This window comes from Parapedobacter pyrenivorans, from assembly GCF_014636865.1.
In the GTDB taxonomy this organism is placed as follows: Bacteria; Bacteroidota; Bacteroidia; order Sphingobacteriales; family Sphingobacteriaceae; genus Parapedobacter; species Parapedobacter pyrenivorans.
In genome coordinates this window covers 1-17,603 of record NZ_BMER01000001.1, presented here as the reverse complement: position 1 = coordinate 17,603, position 17,603 = coordinate 1, and the positions used below count along the sequence as shown (strand labels likewise).

Below are 17,603 nucleotides of genomic sequence, written 5' to 3'. Positions count from 1 at the left end.
ATGAGAAATCAACTTTGGTCGTTAATCGCCGTGATGGTCTGTGCCATTGGTATAGCCGGTGCACAGTCCTATGATGTCAGTTCAATACCCGAAATGCTGCGGAAAGACGCAGCAGTAGTGGTAAGGCAAGAAAACCAAGTGTTTGAGGTGGAGGGACTAAAGAAGGGGCGGCTTGTTTATAAGTTAGTGCTCACGGTGCTGAATAAGGCAGGCGATCGGCACGCGGAGATGGCGGTGGTGTACGACCGGTTCTCACCGGTTTCGGATATCAAAGCCACGTTGTACGATGCCGCCGGATCCCCTGTCCGGAAGTATAAGAAGGCCGATATTGAAGACCAAAGCTTGGTAGCTGACTACTCAATCTATGAAGATACGCGGGTCAAGTACCTCCGGTTCCTGAGCACGAACTATCCGTACACCATCGAATACAGTTATGTGCAGGAATTTGACGGGTTTCTCACCTTGCCATCGTGGCGTCCCATCTCCAGTTTCGAGATGGCCGTTGAGGCGTCCACCTTCACGTTGCGTTGTGATCCATCATATGCCTTTAAGCAATTGCAGGCAAACGTGGCAGTTAGTGATTCCGCGATTGTGAACGGAAAAAAGGTCCTGACATGGTCATCCACACAATTACCGGCGTTTGCACACGAACCGTTGTCCGCGGGCTTAGACAACTTGGTGCCTTGGGTCACGTTATCGCCCACCGCATTCGAATACGACAAATCGACAGGCAGGATGGGCAATTGGAACGAACTCGGAGCATGGGCCTACTCGCTGAGTGAAGGAACGGACGTACTCTCGCCTGCCGATAAGGCACGGATACAGGCATTAATCAAGGATGCGCCGACAGATCGCGACAAAATTATGCGGCTATACGACTACCTGCAGGAAAACACGCGTTATGTAAGTGTCCAGTTAGGTATCGGTGGGTTTAGACCTATTGCCGCCGAAAAGGTTGCCCAAGTAGGATACGGCGACTGCAAGGGGCTATCCAACTACATGAAAGGCATGTTGCAGCAAGCAGGTATTGAATCCCATTTGGTCATGATTGCCAGCGGGCGGCCCGGCCTCAATCCACGGTATGCCAGTGTCGGCCAGGCAAACCACATGATCCTTTGTGTGCCCACTGCCAACGATACACTTTTTTTAGAGTGCACCAGCCCGCATTATCCGATGGGTTATGTTGGAAGCAGCAATGCCGGCCGGCCGGTTCTGTTGGTCACGGCTGGAGGCGGGGAGCTTGCCGCAACGCCGGAATATACCGCCGAGGATAATTTCCAACGAAGGCACATCCAAGTGCGGCTTGATGAGCAGACTGGGGCCACCGTGCACATTACCACGGCGTACGGCCATGCGCAGTTTGAAGGGGCGCTGGGCATGATGCTTACAGAGCCTGTTGAGCAACGCAAGCGGATGGTAGAAGGCCTTGGCATACCGGGTATGTCGCTAGGTGAATACCGCTATGTACAGGCCGATAAACAGAAACCGGTGATTACTGAAGAAATCAATCTCACCTCCAATCAATTGATCAGTAAAGGCGGCGACAGGCTCTTCCTTACGCTCAACCTGTTAAACCGGCGGGAGCACATTCCTACCACACTGCCAAACCGGAAAACAGACTTCAAATTGGAATTCCAGTATACGGATGAAGATGAGGTTGTATACGAACTGCCATCCGGTTATCAGGTTGCGCACCTGCCAGCGGCTGTAGCCATAACGACGGATTTTGGAACCTATTCCGCTACGTTTACCTACACAGGGAATACCATCACCTACCACCGCAAGCAACAGATGAACAGCAGACGCTTTGCAGCCGGGCGGTACGGTGACTATGTGGAATTCTGTAAACAAGTTTACCAAGCAGACAAACAGAAAGCGGTGCTGACCACTTCATCAGGCGATAAAGACATTTGAAAGGTGTTTGACGTTCGCCTCCATGGCCATAACGATATTCCGGAGCGCTTGTCAGTTAGCGAGTGTTTGTTTTTTTCGTTAACTTAGAACCTTTCAGACAATTTAGCCAAATTATGAAAATTATTGGAATTCTAACCCTATTAGCCCTTAGCGTTGCCAATACGCTGTTTTCGCAGCAACGGGTCATTAATAGCCCGGCCTATGAGTTCAACTCATCGGGACTGTATCAGATAAATAAAATCGAGACTACTGCATCCGAAACGCGGTTACACGTGCTATGCACCTTCATACCCGGTTGGTGGATCAATTTTTCAAAACAAACATTCATCAAACCGTCGGGTACCAATGATACGCTTTTTATCGGCAATATGGTAGGCGGCACTATCGATGAACGCATCACGATGCCTGCTTCCGGTGATTCCGCTGTCGTATTGATATTCCCTCCTTTACCGGATGAGGTCGAGCAGGTTGATTTCGCGCCAGACGGCAAAGCGACTATTTTCGGCTTATCGATGATGCATCAGCAGGCAGCCAGTGAGCCAGCCAAGGAAATTCCCACTCAAGTAAAGCAGTGGTTGGACAAGGCAATAGCCGAAAGCAAGGTCAAGCAATCGATAGCTTTTGGAACACCCGCTTTCTTTACACGTGATACTGCACGGTTGGTCGGCTACTTGAACGGGTACGACCCCCGTGCGGGCTTTTCAACGGGAATGATTTATGCGGAAAATGCAATAACGCGAGAAAGCTATCCTATAGTAGTGGATATCTACGAGGATGGGCGGTTTGAAGCATATATTCCAATGCCGCATCCCCAGTATACATACGTTGCTTTTGAAAATAGAGTAATTCCGTTTTATATCGAGCCCGGCCAGACCCTCTCCATGGTGTTGGATTGGGATGAGTTTCTGGAAGCGGACCGCAAGCGGAATATCCGGTTTAAATTCAATAAAGTAACATTCGGTGGGCCTTCCGCGCGGATCAATGATGAACTCCTTCATACGGAAATACAGCTCCCTGATCCCTTCGTCCTGGAGCAAAAGCAAAAGCGCATGACCCCGGCCGACTTCAAACGGGAACAGCTGGCCGTTTGGGAAGACGCCACGTCGTCATTGGAAAAGCAATTGGCGCAAGCCGGCCTGTTACCGCAAACGGAGCAGTTATTGCGTCAGGAGCTTGCCCTGTCTCACGGTAGTTATCTGTTTGATTTTTTGATGAACAGAGGCTATTATGCCCAGCAAGATAGTGCGAACGACGTATTAAAAGTGCCGGCCGGAGCCGATTATCTTGATTTTCTGGATAGGCTGCCGCTGGATGAGCCCAGCATCGTCGCTGCGCATGCGTTTTCCGTTTTTATCAACCGTTTTGAATATTGTAAGCCTTTCGGTACGGCATTCCAAATTGTGGATAGGATGGATAAGCCCCAGAAATCGTTCGAAGAATTCCTGTTTGAGGAGCTTGGCCTAGAACCGCATGAAGATGATCAAAAATTCTTAACCATGCAGCAGGATGTTCCCCGTCGACTAATTCATACGGCTGACACAGGGGCTGATCAACAGCAATGGCGCAAGCACTTTGAGGCGGCAGTGACAGCTTTTTACAGCCGGTACAGCGAGGAATGGCGACAGTATCTCCAAAAATACCATAAAGAGCCGATGAGTGCTGCGGATCGAGCCTTGGCCCACTGGCAAATAAAAGATTCCCTGTTGCAAAGCGAATTAGGCTTGCCTCTTAGTTTTGCCTATGAAGTGGCGAAGGTCAGATCCGTAAATGGTGAATTCCAGAACCAGTTTTCATCCAAGAAAGACGATGCCCGCGTTTTTCTCACCGGCCTTGAAAAAGGGATCAGTCATCCGTTTCTTTTAGCTGAGGCCGAGCGGCTTTTTCATGCAGCCTATCCCGATCAGCCAAAGCAAGCCTACGAACTTCCAGCTGAACGGGGAGCAGATGTGTTCAAACAGCTCATCGATCCACACAAAGGGAAGTTTGTATTTGTTGATTTCTGGGCAACAAACTGCGGCCCATGCGTCGCGTCTATCAAGCGGCATAAAGAAACGAGGGAAAAATACTACGATAATCCTGACTTCGAATTTGTATTTATCACCTCCGAACGGGAATCCCCTCAAACACCATATGACGATTTCATTGCAGATCAGGAGTTAGCGTATACCCATCGCCTATCATCAGACGATTTTCGCTTGCTGCGGCAATTGTTTAAGTTTAATGGAATACCCCGCTATATCGTCATCGATCCGGAGGGGCGAGTATTGAATGATGATTTTCCCATGCACAGATTCGAATCCGAACTAAAGAAAATCCTCGACACACACAGAAACCAGCTTTCGCTTCCCACTGAGCAATCGACAGCAATTTAAAATAGGAGCACATTACTTCTTTCCCACTCTTCTCCGCATGAGTTTTTGTTTTCTGAAGTAGAAGATAATTACATTCATGAATGTCAATAAAAAGGATATAATATAATACTTAAAAACAACACAAAATATAGTTATACCACGTGAGAAAATTACTTTTCCTCCTAATTATATGGACGCATTCTTGTGCGTCTCAAACCCAAAAAGCGCGTGTTCATTTAAATATGGATTTTGAGCGTATGGCTGATAACAGACAGACACCTGCCTTATGGAAAACCTACGGGGAAGGCCATGATATTAAAATTGATCTGGATGAAAAATACGAGGGCGAGGCTTCCCTATCCATTCAATCCATCCATGGAAGGTCCGAGAAGGACTCCATCGCTTTGGTCGGAAATCGAATGGAACCAATTAATGGGGGAAAAGAAGTTCAACTGACCGGGTACTTAAAATTAAGCAACATTAGGGGAAGAGCGGGGTTCTCTGTTACAATCAATGGAAAGCATGGCCTAATAGCTGGCGACGAAATGATAACGGATAATCTTCACGGTACCAAACCTTGGGGTAAATATTCCATTTCAATGCCGTTACCTGATTCAGCTACTTCCATTGACATTGCCGTTTACCTGATCGGGGATGGTCAGCTCTGGGCCGACCAATTAGAGCTGCTCATTGATGGTCAGGATATTTCCTCATTTATCGGCATAAATGCGGAATCTCACAGCGAGTCCCATGAGCTAAAAAAGTTCATTGACGACTTCGGACATGTTATTAAATCGGATATCTTATTAAACGATGCCACTTCGCTAATAACTTACCCCCCAAGAGAATTTGGCTTCAATCCGCATTACAAAAAATACCTAAATGCATCTGGACTGCCTATCCTGGGCTCTGAAGACGTAAGCGATGAAGCATTCTACAAAGCCCGGGAAATTGTCTTCATGATGCTAAAAAAAAATCCGCTTCTTAAGGTTAAATTAATTGATAACAATGCCCGAATAGCCATCATCGGCAGGAACGAGCAAATGACGGATTTGCCGGAGTATAAGGGATTTGATCAATCAATTAACGAGCGAGCGCGGGGAATGGGAGGGTGGACGAATTTCCCGCTAACAAGCTGTGGGGAAGAAAATATTCTGTGCCTGGATACGGATCGCTATTGGGGAGAAGATATACTAATACATGAGTTCGCACATGCCGTACATATGTTAGGCATTTCATTTATCGATAGCAAATTCAACGAGGAGCTCCATAGCGCCTATAATCAAGCATTGAAAAATGGACTTTGGCACAACACCTACGCCATATCAAGTCCTCAAGAGTATTTTGCAGAGGGTGTACAGAGCTGGTTTGATGTCAACAAGAACGCTGAGACTGGGGACGGAATTCACAATCATGTCAACACAAATGCGGAATTAAAACTATATGATCCGGAATTGTATAGTCTTATTGGCAAGTATTTCACCTATGGCCAGCAGAATGTCAGCTGTCACAATCCAAAAAACGAACATAGCGTTTGGAGGTTTGATGACATGAAGAAATGAGCTATTCAGCCGTCCGGGTTTACTAATTTTTTGAACTTTTTCCAGATACAAAGATCGTTATAATTTATAGTAAAAAAGCTAACTTTGAAAAGTAAAGCGGTGATAAATGGAATTGATTATTGATATTGATAACATCAAGGACACTCCCAAAAAGGAGTGGTTGTTGAACACGCTGAAGTTGATGGGAATCAACTTCCACACGGTTGAAAAACGTCAAACGCTTGAAGAATATAATCAAGATTTGGAAGCGGGTGACACTGAAATCGAGAAGGGCGAGTATATCACGGCAATCGATCTAAAAGCCCAAATCAAGAAATGGTGACAATTTGGAGATTCCAAAGAGATGTATTCGAAGGCTTTGGCCAGTTCATTTTTGCATATCTTTGATGGGTTAGACGTTCTTTGAGCAAGTAAAAATAGTGTTTATTCTTAGATCGCTACCCATATAAAGTTTAGTGTCATGGATAACGGATTTTTGGCGATACTCTCATCATTAGCGATTATTGCTTTGGGGATTATGACAAAACATTCTTCTGGGGAGGATGGTTGGAAACCTTTGAAAAAATATTGGCTGTTCTTTGTCCTTCTTGGCTTGATTTCGTTGGCCATCGGGGTGTACAAATCCATGGTGTGAAACTATGGGTTCGTAATCCATTGATTGACAGCATCACAAACGTCGATATTGATGTATATGCCTGTTTGCTATTAAGTACACTCGACAGCATCGCTACCCCTTGTTCCGTGAAGCAGAAATGCGTATACCTTAAACCTTGCTTATCAGAACTGGAGGTCACAAATTGTGATCTCCAGTTTTGTAACTCATCTGCCGCTATTTTTGGGCTTTAGGCTACGGAGTTTGGAGTATGGGGAAAATAACGGACAGATGGTTCAAAGGTACCTTACTCAGAAAAGGGCAATTGGATAGGGGAGATAATATATACAATGCGGCAATACTCTTCAGCTTGGCATTTCCCGCAGACAATTCTGCAACAGCTGTTACAGAATTTATCCAATATGATATGCTGGTTACTCAAGGCTCAAAGTCTCCGCGGCGTTAGTTTCTTCCATCTTATTCTTTAACTCACCTTTTTTGGTAGATGCGTTCACTTGCCACTGGTTACAGGTTTCGTTTTAATATCAATCCCGACTTTTTTTCGTCGAATCTTTGTTGATTTGCATGGAGGATTTTATCCCGGAAGTGCAGGCTGTATTGATGCAGTCCGGGGAATTACACATATTCATCGTCACACTTTTAGACAACCGAAGGTAACTGTCAAAGTCAAATATTGAAAAATGAATACGATTAGGCTAATTTTATGTAATGTCGGATTTTTTATGCTGTTTCAATTAGCCGCTGTTACGTTATTGGATCACGTGCTATATAAGATTATATGTTTTATTGTGCTTATTGGATCGATCAGTTTCTGTAACATGAAGTATCTTTCTAAAGAGCGTTATAGCCAATCTTCTTTTTTAAAGCTTTGGATAATCGTATATTTCCTATTCGAACTATCAAAATTTGTAACATATAAATTGGGGTATTTGTATCGGTACTTGGATGCTCCGTTTCTTATATCGAGTCTCTTGGGAATTATTGCGGTATTCGGATACGTTTTAATTTTAAGATTTGTTTCGCCTTTGATTTTTAAGAACGAGAGCTGAACAAATATGGTCAGACTTCAAAACGACGCTTTCTGTTGTAAAGTAGTCGTCTGACGAGGAACAGTTAGAGCTAAACAAATGGAGGAGTGCTGATGGTAAGTGGCAATATAGAGCTAAGTCTGGGTGATTTGAGCGAGAGACATATACACATAGAGGAATTTAAATCCTACAATCAGGAGGGAGGAGGGATAGCAATTTCTTTAATTGATTTTTTATTATCTTTGAAAAAGTAAGAATGAAGTAGATATGGAAGTAACGGTAGACATCAGATTTGAGCAATTGTTAGCTACAATCAAGAAATTGCCTGCAGCCAAAATCAAGCAATTGAAGTCAGCGCTGGATGAGGGATATATCAATGCAAAGGCTAGCGAGGAATTGTCGGATTTCCAGAATTACCTTCTCGGTGGCCCAGTAATGGATGCTGAACAGTATGCGCAATTCAAGGAAAATAGAAAACACTTCAGCACATGGAGACAACAGTAGTTTGTCTAGACACCTCTATACTGATTGATTATTACCGGAAAAAAGATAAAAGGAAAAGTGCCTTTTTTCAATTAACTAATCGTTTCAAGCTATTTTCAGTTTCGATAGTTACGGAATATGAAATCATGGTTGGTACTAAGACAGACCAAGAAGAATTTTGGAAAAAGTTCTTTGATAAGGTCACCATTCTTCCGTTTAACAAGTCAGTAAATGATTGGGCTGTTTCAATTACAAAACAACTCAAATCTTCCAATAAACTTATCGAAGTGCCTGATATTTTCATAGCGGCTACGGCAAAGGCTCATAATCTGCCGCTAGCTACATTGAACCTAAAACATTTCGAACGAATCAAGGACTTAGCTATTGTTCAAATTTGACACCTCAAAGCGTGTGTCACTTTGTCTTAGCCTATTATCCCTAACGATATCTCCCAACACCCCGTCCAGCACTTTCTCTTCATCCTTGCTCTCAATGTAAGGTGTTTCACGGTACGGGTATGCGTTGGGCACATCGGGTGAATCGATACCTACAGCTACCGGTACGACTAACATCCCTGACCCCGACCCGGTTTACCGCAATGCGAAATATACGCGCAATCGCGTGTGCATCAGCGAAAGCACATTGCTTCGCTGCCAGCGACGCGGTGAGATCACGGTAGCTAAACGGACCAAGGGCAAAAGATATTTCTTGGATAGCGATGTGGAACGTTTGCGTAACTCATATCGGAGGTCTAGGTGAATAGATTCCCGTCATCCCCTTCACACTCCCGTCAATTTTCCGATGGAACCCCGTCAGAACCCCGTCAATCGTTCCAGTGGACTAGTTTTTCGATTTTGGCCGTGTTATGTTTGCTTTATGATGTTTAACATGTTTTTTTAACTCAAAAAATGGAGGTCTTTATGCAGTCAAATCCTTATCTCTCGTATCCTAAAAAGGAAAACACCGTAATGGAAGCCGTGCTTCCACTGCTCAACCTGCTCGCCGAGCTGCTCAAACGGCTGCTTGCCGGCTTGGGCAACCCGGCCCATCGGCACGGGCTGTTGCTGCCCGAAGAGGTCACCATGATGCTGCGCATCAGCATCCGCACGCTGCGGCGCTACAACGAGCAAGGTATCCTGCGGCCGCTCAAGATCGGCGGCATGCGCTACTACCTGATGAGCGATATCATCGAGTCGGGTAGGGGCAGTGGCAGCAGTTGATCGCTGCCGGAATGAGAGAAGCCTGCCGCACCGTATGGGTGGCAGGCTTTTTTTATACCTGATGCCTACCAAATGCTTACCTTCTGCTTAGTCTTCACTTACTACTGGCTTACCCTTTCCTTACCTCCGCCTTACCAGTTGCTTACCTTTTCCTTACCTATTCTTTACCAAATCCTTACCATTTCCTTACCAAATCTTTACCAAAGGGGTAGGGGAAAGGTAGCGAATGGGTAAACGAAGGGTAGGGAAGGTATAGCGGGATGCTTATTAGGTGATACAGATCTGGTCGCACGCGGCTGCTTCCGGCCGTTTTCGGCCAGCCGCGGCCAATGGTTGCCACCAGGGTTTTTCCACGCTTTTCCCACCCGATGTTTGCCTCCGGAAACGGCACTGTACCGGTACGAAAACGGAGTAACGAACGCCAGCTGCCCCGCCGATTCCGGCAGCAGGCACAGTATTGAAAATATTAATTAAGAAGTATTATGGGAAGTTTTAACAGGGGAATCCACGGCGGATTCTCGGGAAAAGTAGGAAACGTGGTGGGCGCCCACTGGCGCGGCATCGATTACATGCGCAGCCTGCCACGGGTAAACAAGGGCAGGCCGGTCACCGAAGAGCAGCTGATGCACCGCGTACGGTTCGCCGCTGCGGTGGTATTCGCCAAGCCGATCAGCTACGTATTCAACGTTGGCTACGGCAAGCTGGCCAAGCAGAAGCTTACGGGCTACAACCTGGCCGTGCGGCAGATCTACAAGGAGGCCATTATCGGCGAGCACCCCGACGTGTCGGTAGACCCGGCGCTGGTGCGCATCAGCGCGGGCGACCTGGTGCGGCCGTTCAACCCTTCGGCGGAAGCATTGCCGGGGCAGGTGCTGCGCGTGTCGTGGATAGACAACACGAAACCGCGCACCAAATCGGATCACAGCGACCAGGCCATCGTGGTGGCGTACAACGCCGCCAAGGCGGAGTACCAGTACGATATCGGTAGTGCCAAGCGCCTCGATGAGGAGCTGCTGCTGGAGTTGCCGGATTATTTCGCCGGTGATGAGGTGCACGTGTACCTGGGGATGGTGAGCAAGACGGGTGGCATTGCGTGCAACAGCCTCTACCTGGGCACGGTAGTGGTGGCTGCGGACGAACCCGAGCCGGGGCCATAACCGGAGGTTGGGTTCAATGCCGCGGGGCGGGAAAGCCCCGCGGCTTTTTGTTCAATCAATAACAGTTGGAAAATGCAAAACGAAAAAAACACAGTCGAGCTTCCCGAAGCGGAAAAGCCGACGTTATACGACGATGAAAACGACTAACCTCCAGCTCGGCATCGGTACCGGGAGTGGTACGTTGCTAAGCGTGATTGCCCAGCTGGGCATGTACGACATGCTGAAAACGGCGGTATTGGCTGCCATCGGTGCCGTGGTGAGCTTTGCGGTATCGCTACTGCTGCAGCGGCTCACTCGCCGGAGCAGGTAAATTTTTAGCGGGGGTCCGCACGGTTGTCGCGGATACCCCTTCATTTTGGCGTATCTCACCTGCTTTGCTTATGAAAGTCAAATGGTATATTTGCCGTGTAATAAATTGAAAAACAACGGTAAACGATGAAAAAGACAACGATATGCTACTGGGTATTTACGGTACTGTTTGTGGCTTTGATGCTGTTTACGGCGATTCCCGATATCTTCATCACAGACAATGTGCGGAAAGTAATGGCCGAACTGGGCTACCCGCCGTATTTCACGCCGTTCATCGGCGTGGCCAAAGTGCTGGGGTGCATCGCGATCCTGATACCCGGCCTCAAACGGGTAAAGGAATGGGCCTATGCAGGATTGTTTTTTGACCTGGTGGGCGCTGAGTATTCCCAGATCATGACTTACGGATTCATCCCGCAGATGGTCATTTTTATGGTTGTCGCTTTCACACTGGGTATCTTATCCTATATTTTCTACCGGAAGCTAAGCGCCTGGTAAGTACCGGCTTTCCGAATCCTAACGGCTAGCGCTTCGGCGGGGTTTGTTTCGAATACCTGGCGCCGCTCGGCCGCGGTGAACCCAGCCTTTTTCAACGCGGGGATGAGGTCTTCGAAGATGGAGACATAAGGGCGGATGTTACCACCATTCGGCTTGCCGACTTCATACCACCCCGCATCGTGCGAGATGAGGACGCGGTGCAACAAGTGCTGCGCCTTCATGTCTTGCAGGAAAGCCACGTAACGGTCTGCCAATCGCGGGTACAGGCCATCGAATGCCACCCACCCCCCGGCCTTGGCCGCTTGGATATGCAGCGCCCTATCCGGCTCACTTTGTGCATGGGTCCACACCCAAGCATCGGGTGCCGCACCGGTGTCGGTTATGATGGCCAGCTCTTCGAGGGCGGCTTGGCCATCGCCCGTATGAACGAAGATGGTCAGCCCGGTCTGCAGGTGGGTAAGTGCAGCGGCGCGTACCAGCTTACGCTGTACGGCTGAGAGCGGGTAGCGGTCTACCCCCGTTTTGACGAAGCCGGGCTTGATGCCGGTACCGCCGATACCGTGCTGCCATTCAGCAATCCACCGCTCGGCGAGCTGCTCGGCCGTTTCGGTATACGCATGGGGCGGGAGGTATTTCTCGCCGGCAGCGCCGTAGTACCCGGTGTTGGTGACGATGTGCAAGCCGGATGCATCGGCCAGCCGCCTGAGCAACTGGATATCGCGGCCAAGCCATTCGGGTGTACAGTCTACAAAGGCCCGTGCGCCGCGGTGACGGGCATCTTCGAGATAAGGGAGCATGGTGGTAAACACCTCGTCTTGGCCGTAGCGCTTGGGGCTGACTTGGTCCGCACCAATGAAATCGACCAGGATGTGCTCGTGTGATAAGACAAAACCGAGTTTGCCGCACGGCACGGCTCCGTTAACGGTGATGATATGGTCGGCCGGAAGCAACCACGCGAGGTGGTCAAGGCCGGCGATTGGAGCCGCAGCCAGCATCCCGGTGTGAATGAACGTGCGTCGCTTCATGGCGTCTATGCATGGTGTAATACGAAGGTGCTACAAATCGACAACTTTTGCAAACCGGATTTTATGGGTTAGCTATTGGCTTGGGCGTGATGCGGGGCTATTATAGATATGGGTTCGGCGGCGGCCACTGCTGAAATGCAGTAGTGGATTAAAAAACAATCGCTACTTTTGCGTCGTAATGAGATCGATAACCGTCTCTCTTTTCTTTTTACTTTTCTGCCACACAATCATCCATGCGCAATACCGGGAGTTGGTGGGCAAACCGTACAGCCAGCAACTGGATGTGATTGATCGCCTGTATCGACAGGTCATCGAGGAACGGATGCCCGCGGCGCAGCTGGCCGACACGCTTGCCGGTATGCGGAGGCTGGCCGATCGGTTGGACAGTAAGGAACTGCGCCTGGAAGCCGATCTACTGGAAGCTGATTTCGAGCTCAACATCGGTTCGGGCAAACCGGATAGGTTGCTGCATACGTTGAAAGAGGCGGAAGAGGCGAGCGTTTCCCATATCGCCTGCCGGGCGGCTTGGCGGATAGGCCAGCATTATTGGGCAGCGGAGCAGTATGAACAGGGGTTCCGGTGGTACCTTCGTTTAGACCGAATGATGCAGGATATAGATGTGGCGGATTTCCCGGACAAGGCCAACTACCTGGAAGAGATCGGGAGAGCACATTACCGCTTCGGTGACTACGAAAAGGCCCTTCCTTATTTCGAACAGGTGGTTAACCTGCCCATCCGTGATTTCTATCGCAATCGGTGGCGGCACGCGGTCAACACCATGGGATTGACCTATCGCGAACTGGACCGGTTGGATCAGTCAGATACTTGTTTTCAGCGGCTTATTAAGCAGGAAGCTGGTATATCAGAACAATGGGTGGGCATCGCATCAGGTAATCTTGGTTACAATTATTACTTGCGCGGCGACTACGATGACGCCATCCCGTTGTGTGAAAAAGATATCCGTATTGCAGAAAAATATAACGATCTGGGGTTGGCGGCAGGGTCGGCCATTCTCTTGGCTGATGTCTATACGCGTCGCGGTCGCCTTGCCAAAGCCAAGGTGCATATCGATAAGGCATACGATTACATCCAACGGTCGCTGCAAACCGACCGGCTCCGGCTGTTGTATCCGGTGATGAGCAAATGGCATACCGCGTCCGGCCAACGAGAAAAGGCTGCGGCTTACCTCGATTCGGCATTGGTGGCCAATAAACGTTTTGGCGAAAAATTCAACGCGCTGAAATTGATGCGCGCCAATCAAGAGATTATGGTGGGTCAACAGGAGGTGGCATTACGGCAATTGCAGACAAAGGCAGCGCGGCAGCGCTTGTTCCGTAATACCATCATTGGGGGGCTGCTGGTTGCGCTAATAGGTGTGTTGGCAATATACCGTACAATAGTATCCCGAAACCGCGCCCAACATCGGGTTCAGGAGCTGGAGCTCGAACGTACCCGTGGGGAACTGGATAATGCGCAGCTGCTGCTTGAAGGATATACCCGTAAAATCCTGAACAACTCGCGCATTATTCGGTCCATAGAGGAGGCCGCGGAGTTTGACGACGACGACCGTATCCTCCAACAGCTCCGCAACAGTACCATTCTCACCGATAGTGACTGGATTGATTTCAGGGAGCAGTTTCAGAAAGTGTACCCCGGTTTCACGGACAGACTCATGGAGCGGCACCCCGACCTTACCACTTCCGAAGTCCGCTACCTGTTGTTGCTGCGGCTGGAATTGTCGAATCCCGAAATTGCCAATGCGCTGGGCATCTCGCCGGCATCGTTGCGCGTTACGTGGCACCGCCTGCGCAAAAAAATCGGCCTCTCTGCGGCCCACCAGCCAAAAAAGATCTTTAGCGATCATTTGGCAGGTCTCTGACCCCTTTTCCCAGTTTAAATCGATTGTAACGCCAGTTGTAACGCCTGAAAAGGCCGCTTTTTAGCGATATGCAGTTATGTTTGCTGCGCAATACTATCTATGTGTGTTAAATTTAAATATCCCGGCTTTTTGCTGCTGTTGGCGGTGCTATTATTGGTTTTGGTGGTGTGGGTATACCTGCATTACCGACGCAATTTGAATAGCATCGAACGGGAAATGCAAAAAATAGAAACGCAGTAGTTTTTGCTACATTTTGGACTATAGGGAAAATTATAAACAGAATCCACTCAAACCGATGAACTTAACTGCTACCACTTTTGCGCACATGCGTGCTTTTGCACTTCGTGTATTTTCTCTCATTTTATTCTCTTGCTTAGTTGCTGGATGGACGGCTTCGTATGCCACTGCACCTGAAAATTTCGACGAGTCTTCAGCGTATGGTAACTGGGGTGGCCGCATAGCCGATGGAACGCTGACGTTTAGCGACAACACGGGGCTTGCCGATGGTATTGCTACCGACGGCGAAGGCGGGTCGCTGGACTTGCCGGGGATTGATATCGATATCTTCAATATCAGCAATGTGAATGGAACAGATGCGGGGCGCATTGAATGGCGCGATAATGGCTTCATGGCTTCTGCTGACCCGACCTATAGCGGGCTAACCTACGATGACGGCGAAACCTTCAATAATGGGACGAAGGGCATGGCGATCAAATCAAGGGATGGCAGCGAGTTTCAGATCAATGGGTTTACCTATTATAATTGGGGGGAAACGGAATCTACGACCATCACTGTAAGAGGATTTCGGAACAATGTAGAGACTGTATTCTACAATTTCGAAGGTTACGATGCAAACTATGACCCTATTGAGGTTACATTGCACAGTGGTTTTGACAACGTGGATGAAGTTCGCATTTATATCTTTGCCGGTGGGCATTTGGATGATCAGTCCAAATCAAACCATTCCATCAATAACATTCAGATCGCTGATGTGCCGCTGCCTTCGCCGATAGTCACGAACCACCCACCCAATAGAACGATATGCAACGGCGGAAATACAACGTTTCCAGTGACCGCTGCCAATGCTACATCCTACCAATGGCAGGAAAACAGTGGGGCAGGATTTACGGATTTGGCTGAAGGAGGGGTTTACAGTGGGGTAAACTCCGCAACACTGACTTTTACCGGGGCTACGGCTACGATGAATGGCTACCAGTACCGCTGCAGGGCAATCAATGCGAGTGGCTTCGCGACTTCCAATCCCGCTACCTTGACGGTCATTGCCATTTCCGTATCGGGTTCGCAGACGGATGTGACAACAGGCGGCGGCAATGATGGAACGGCTACGGTGGCGCCTTCAGGGGGGATTATGCCATATACCTATTTGTGGAGCCCTGAGGGGGGTACGGCGGCCACGGCCACGGGACTGACTGCCGGTACTTATACGGTAACCGTGACAGATAATGTCAATTGCTCGGCTACCTACGAATTTACGGTTTTGGAACCGCCTACCCTAACCAATATCGGTGGTCCCATGAATTTTACGGAGAATGGTGCCGCTGTGCGTATCGTTGCTGCCGGTACGACGCTCACGGACGGCGAGGACATCACTGGTATGGCGCTGGTGTTGGATGCCGCACCCAATGGGAGCGATGAAACCATCGAATATGATGAAGCGCTGAACGGCAGCAGTTCACTTGCCTCCCTGGGATTGGCTGGCGGTTACAACTCGGGTGCCCGAACCTTTGAAGTATCCGGCACGGCTTCACCGACAGTATATCAAGGAGTATTGCGGGCCATGGTGTACGGCAACGCAAGTGAGGCTCCGGAAACCACCGCGCGTGCGGTGGCCGTATCGGCCACCAATACACAGGGATTGACAGAACATGCTACCGTGACCATCAGCATTACGGCGGTAAACGACGTGCCAACGGCAACCAACCTGACGCAGGCGAAGACCGCCACGGAAGGCGGCAGTGCCATGGCATTGGACGACATCGTGGTGACCGACCCCGATGCGAGTGAAACGATTACAGCGATATTGACATTGAGTGTTCCTGCCGCGGGCACGTTGAGCACGGGTACCTACGGCTCTGCCACGTCGACCTTCAACGCCGGCGCCGGGGTATGGACGGTGACCGGCTCGGTAGCCGACGTCAATGCGGCATTGGCTGCGGTGGCTTTTACACCGTCGGCTAATCATGACCAGAATTTTTCGATTTCCACACGCATCCGCGATGCCGCGGGTACGGGGCCTGCCGATGGCACGATCAGTGTCACGGTTACCGCGGTGAATGATGCGCCGGTCATCAATCCAGCGGTTACCCTGGCCTTGGACGCCATCGATGAGGATGCAGGCAGTCCGGTTAATGGCGTGGTATCCGGTACGTTGGTATCGACACTGGTCGGCGGCATCAGCGATCCGGATACGGACGCACTGCAAGGAATTGCCATTGTGGCCGCAGATGCGGCAAATGGCTCCTGGTGGTTCTCGACCGACGGTGGCGATAGCTGGAGCGTGTTGGGAACGCCCGCTGCAACCACTGCACGGTTGCTGGCAGCGGACGCCGCTGCCCGTATCCATTTCCAGCCCGGTGCGAACTGGAACGGGACGCTTGCTTCAGCCCTGACGATCCGGGCGTGGGATAGAAGTGCGGGTTCAAATGGCGGACAGGCAAATATTGCGGTGGTGGGTAGCGGCGGTACCACGCCGTTTTCGACCGCTATGGTCACGGTGTCGCTTACTGTCAATCCGGTGGCCGACCCGCCCACGGCGACAAACATGACGCAAACCAAGTCCACCATAGAAGACAGTGGCACCATCGCATTGGACGACATCGTGGTGACCGACCCCGATGCGGGAGAGACAGTTCCCGCGACATTGACATTGAGCGACGCTGCCGCCGGCACGTTAAGCACGGGAACCTATGGGTCGGCTACTTCGACCTTCAACACCGGCACCGGTGTATGGACGGTAACCGGTTCGGTGGCCGACGTGAATGCGGCACTGGCAGCGGTGGCCTTCACGCCTTCAATCGACTACGACCAGAACTTTACGATAACCACCAGCGTTCGCGATGTCGCGGGTACGGGGCCCGCCGATGGCACCATCAGTGTCACGGTCACCGCAGTGAATGATGCGCCTGTGATAACGGCACCGGCCACGATTGCAGTAACCGAGGACGTACCGGCGGTGCTTACGGGCATCAGCTTTGCCGATGTGGATGCGGGATCAGGGACGATAACCGTGACATTTTCCGTTCCGAGCGGCACGCCGTCAGCAACCGGCGGAGGCGGTGTTATCGTTGGCGGGACCGCCAGTGCGCTGACATTGACGGGAACAATCGCCAATATCAATGCTTATATCGCGGCAAGCAACGTGACCTACACCACTGCGCTGAATGCGATCGGCGATGTCACGCTGACCGTGGATATAAACGACAACGGCAATACGGGAACAGGTGGAGCCCAGTCTGCAAGTGAAACGGTTACGCTGCAGGTTACCGCGGTGAACGATGCACCTGTGGTAACTGCACCGGCCACCATCGCAGTGAATGAGGACGTACC

Annotated in this window: 15 protein-coding genes and 1 pseudogene; 13 read left to right on the top strand and 3 right to left on the bottom strand. The window is 49.9% G+C overall.

Features of this window, described 5'->3' with window-relative positions:
• The 5 genes from IEV98_RS00075 (at position 1) to IEV98_RS24360 (ending at position 6,461) form a co-directional block, all read left to right on the top strand.
• Positions 1-1,914, top strand: a complete 1,914-nt coding sequence (locus IEV98_RS00075; RefSeq protein WP_188503916.1) for a DUF3857 domain-containing transglutaminase family protein — start codon at positions 1-3, stop codon at positions 1,912-1,914.
• 113 nt (positions 1,915-2,027) lie between these two features.
• Positions 2,028-4,286, top strand: a complete 2,259-nt coding sequence (locus IEV98_RS00070) for a TlpA family protein disulfide reductase (RefSeq protein ID WP_188503915.1) — start codon at positions 2,028-2,030, stop codon at positions 4,284-4,286.
• Between the two features lie 221 nt (positions 4,287-4,507).
• Positions 4,508-5,827 carry a hypothetical protein gene (locus IEV98_RS00065; RefSeq protein WP_188503914.1) on the top strand — a complete coding sequence of 440 codons (1,320 nt, stop codon included), beginning with the start codon at positions 4,508-4,510 and terminating at the stop codon, positions 5,825-5,827.
• Positions 5,828-5,933: 106 nt separating this feature from the next.
• Positions 5,934-6,149: a hypothetical protein gene (locus IEV98_RS00060; RefSeq protein ID WP_188503913.1), complete on the top strand. Its 216-nt coding sequence runs from the start codon at positions 5,934-5,936 to the stop codon at positions 6,147-6,149.
• A 138-nt stretch (positions 6,150-6,287) separates the two neighbouring features.
• Positions 6,288-6,461, top strand: a complete 174-nt coding sequence (locus tag IEV98_RS24360; protein ID WP_229738474.1) for a hypothetical protein — start codon at positions 6,288-6,290, stop codon at positions 6,459-6,461.
• An 88-nt stretch (positions 6,462-6,549) separates the two neighbouring features.
• Here the strand turns inward: IEV98_RS24360 and IEV98_RS24665 are convergent.
• Positions 6,550-6,660, bottom strand: a pseudogene (locus tag IEV98_RS24665) (ORF6N domain-containing protein); the annotation flags it as partial.
• Positions 6,661-7,735: 1,075 nt separating this feature from the next.
• Here IEV98_RS24665 and IEV98_RS00050 point away from each other — a divergent pair.
• On the top strand, positions 7,736-7,972 hold the full coding sequence (locus tag IEV98_RS00050) for a hypothetical protein (RefSeq protein WP_188503912.1): 237 nt from the start codon (positions 7,736-7,738) through the stop codon (positions 7,970-7,972).
• Entirely contained in the window at positions 7,957-8,349 is a 393-nt protein-coding gene (locus IEV98_RS00045) for a type II toxin-antitoxin system VapC family toxin (protein ID WP_188503911.1), read from the top strand. Before IEV98_RS00050 ends, IEV98_RS00045 begins: the two co-directional genes overlap by 16 nt.
• Here IEV98_RS00045 and IEV98_RS00040 read toward each other — a convergent pair.
• The gene (locus IEV98_RS00040; RefSeq protein ID WP_188503910.1) at positions 8,329-8,523 is read right to left on the bottom strand and encodes a hypothetical protein; all 195 of its coding nucleotides are present in this window, start codon (positions 8,521-8,523) and stop codon (positions 8,329-8,331) included. The two genes, IEV98_RS00045 and IEV98_RS00040, sit on opposite strands and share 21 nt — an antisense overlap.
• A gap of 336 nt (positions 8,524-8,859) precedes the next feature.
• Between IEV98_RS00040 and IEV98_RS00035 the strand changes: the two genes are divergently transcribed.
• The 4 genes from IEV98_RS00035 (at position 8,860) to IEV98_RS00020 (ending at position 11,132) form a co-directional block, all read left to right on the top strand.
• Positions 8,860-9,171 carry a helix-turn-helix domain-containing protein gene (locus tag IEV98_RS00035; protein WP_188503909.1) on the top strand — a complete coding sequence of 104 codons (312 nt, stop codon included), beginning with the start codon at positions 8,860-8,862 and terminating at the stop codon, positions 9,169-9,171.
• Between the two features lie 482 nt (positions 9,172-9,653).
• Positions 9,654-10,328, top strand: a complete 675-nt coding sequence (locus tag IEV98_RS00030) for a DUF6266 family protein (protein ID WP_188503908.1) — start codon at positions 9,654-9,656, stop codon at positions 10,326-10,328.
• A gap of 133 nt (positions 10,329-10,461) precedes the next feature.
• On the top strand, positions 10,462-10,638 hold the full coding sequence (locus tag IEV98_RS00025; RefSeq protein WP_188503907.1) for a hypothetical protein: 177 nt from the start codon (positions 10,462-10,464) through the stop codon (positions 10,636-10,638).
• 125 nt (positions 10,639-10,763) lie between these two features.
• Complete coding sequence (locus IEV98_RS00020; protein ID WP_188503906.1) at positions 10,764-11,132, top strand: DoxX family protein; 369 nt, start codon at positions 10,764-10,766, stop codon at positions 11,130-11,132.
• On the opposite strand, the gene IEV98_RS00015 is transcribed toward IEV98_RS00020, so the two are convergent.
• Positions 11,108-12,157, bottom strand: a complete 1,050-nt coding sequence (locus IEV98_RS00015) for a phosphotriesterase family protein (RefSeq protein WP_229738473.1) — start codon at positions 12,155-12,157, stop codon at positions 11,108-11,110. The two genes, IEV98_RS00020 and IEV98_RS00015, sit on opposite strands and share 25 nt — an antisense overlap.
• 178 nt (positions 12,158-12,335) lie before the next feature.
• Between IEV98_RS00015 and IEV98_RS00010 the strand changes: the two genes are divergently transcribed.
• Together IEV98_RS00010 and IEV98_RS00005 are read left to right on the top strand one after the other, a co-directional pair.
• Positions 12,336-14,036: a tetratricopeptide repeat protein gene (locus IEV98_RS00010; RefSeq protein WP_188503905.1), complete on the top strand. Its 1,701-nt coding sequence runs from the start codon at positions 12,336-12,338 to the stop codon at positions 14,034-14,036.
• Positions 14,037-14,331: 295 nt separating this feature from the next.
• Positions 14,332-17,603 (top strand): beta strand repeat-containing protein (locus IEV98_RS00005; protein WP_229738472.1); only part of this gene is annotated, 3,272 nt, incomplete at its 3' end.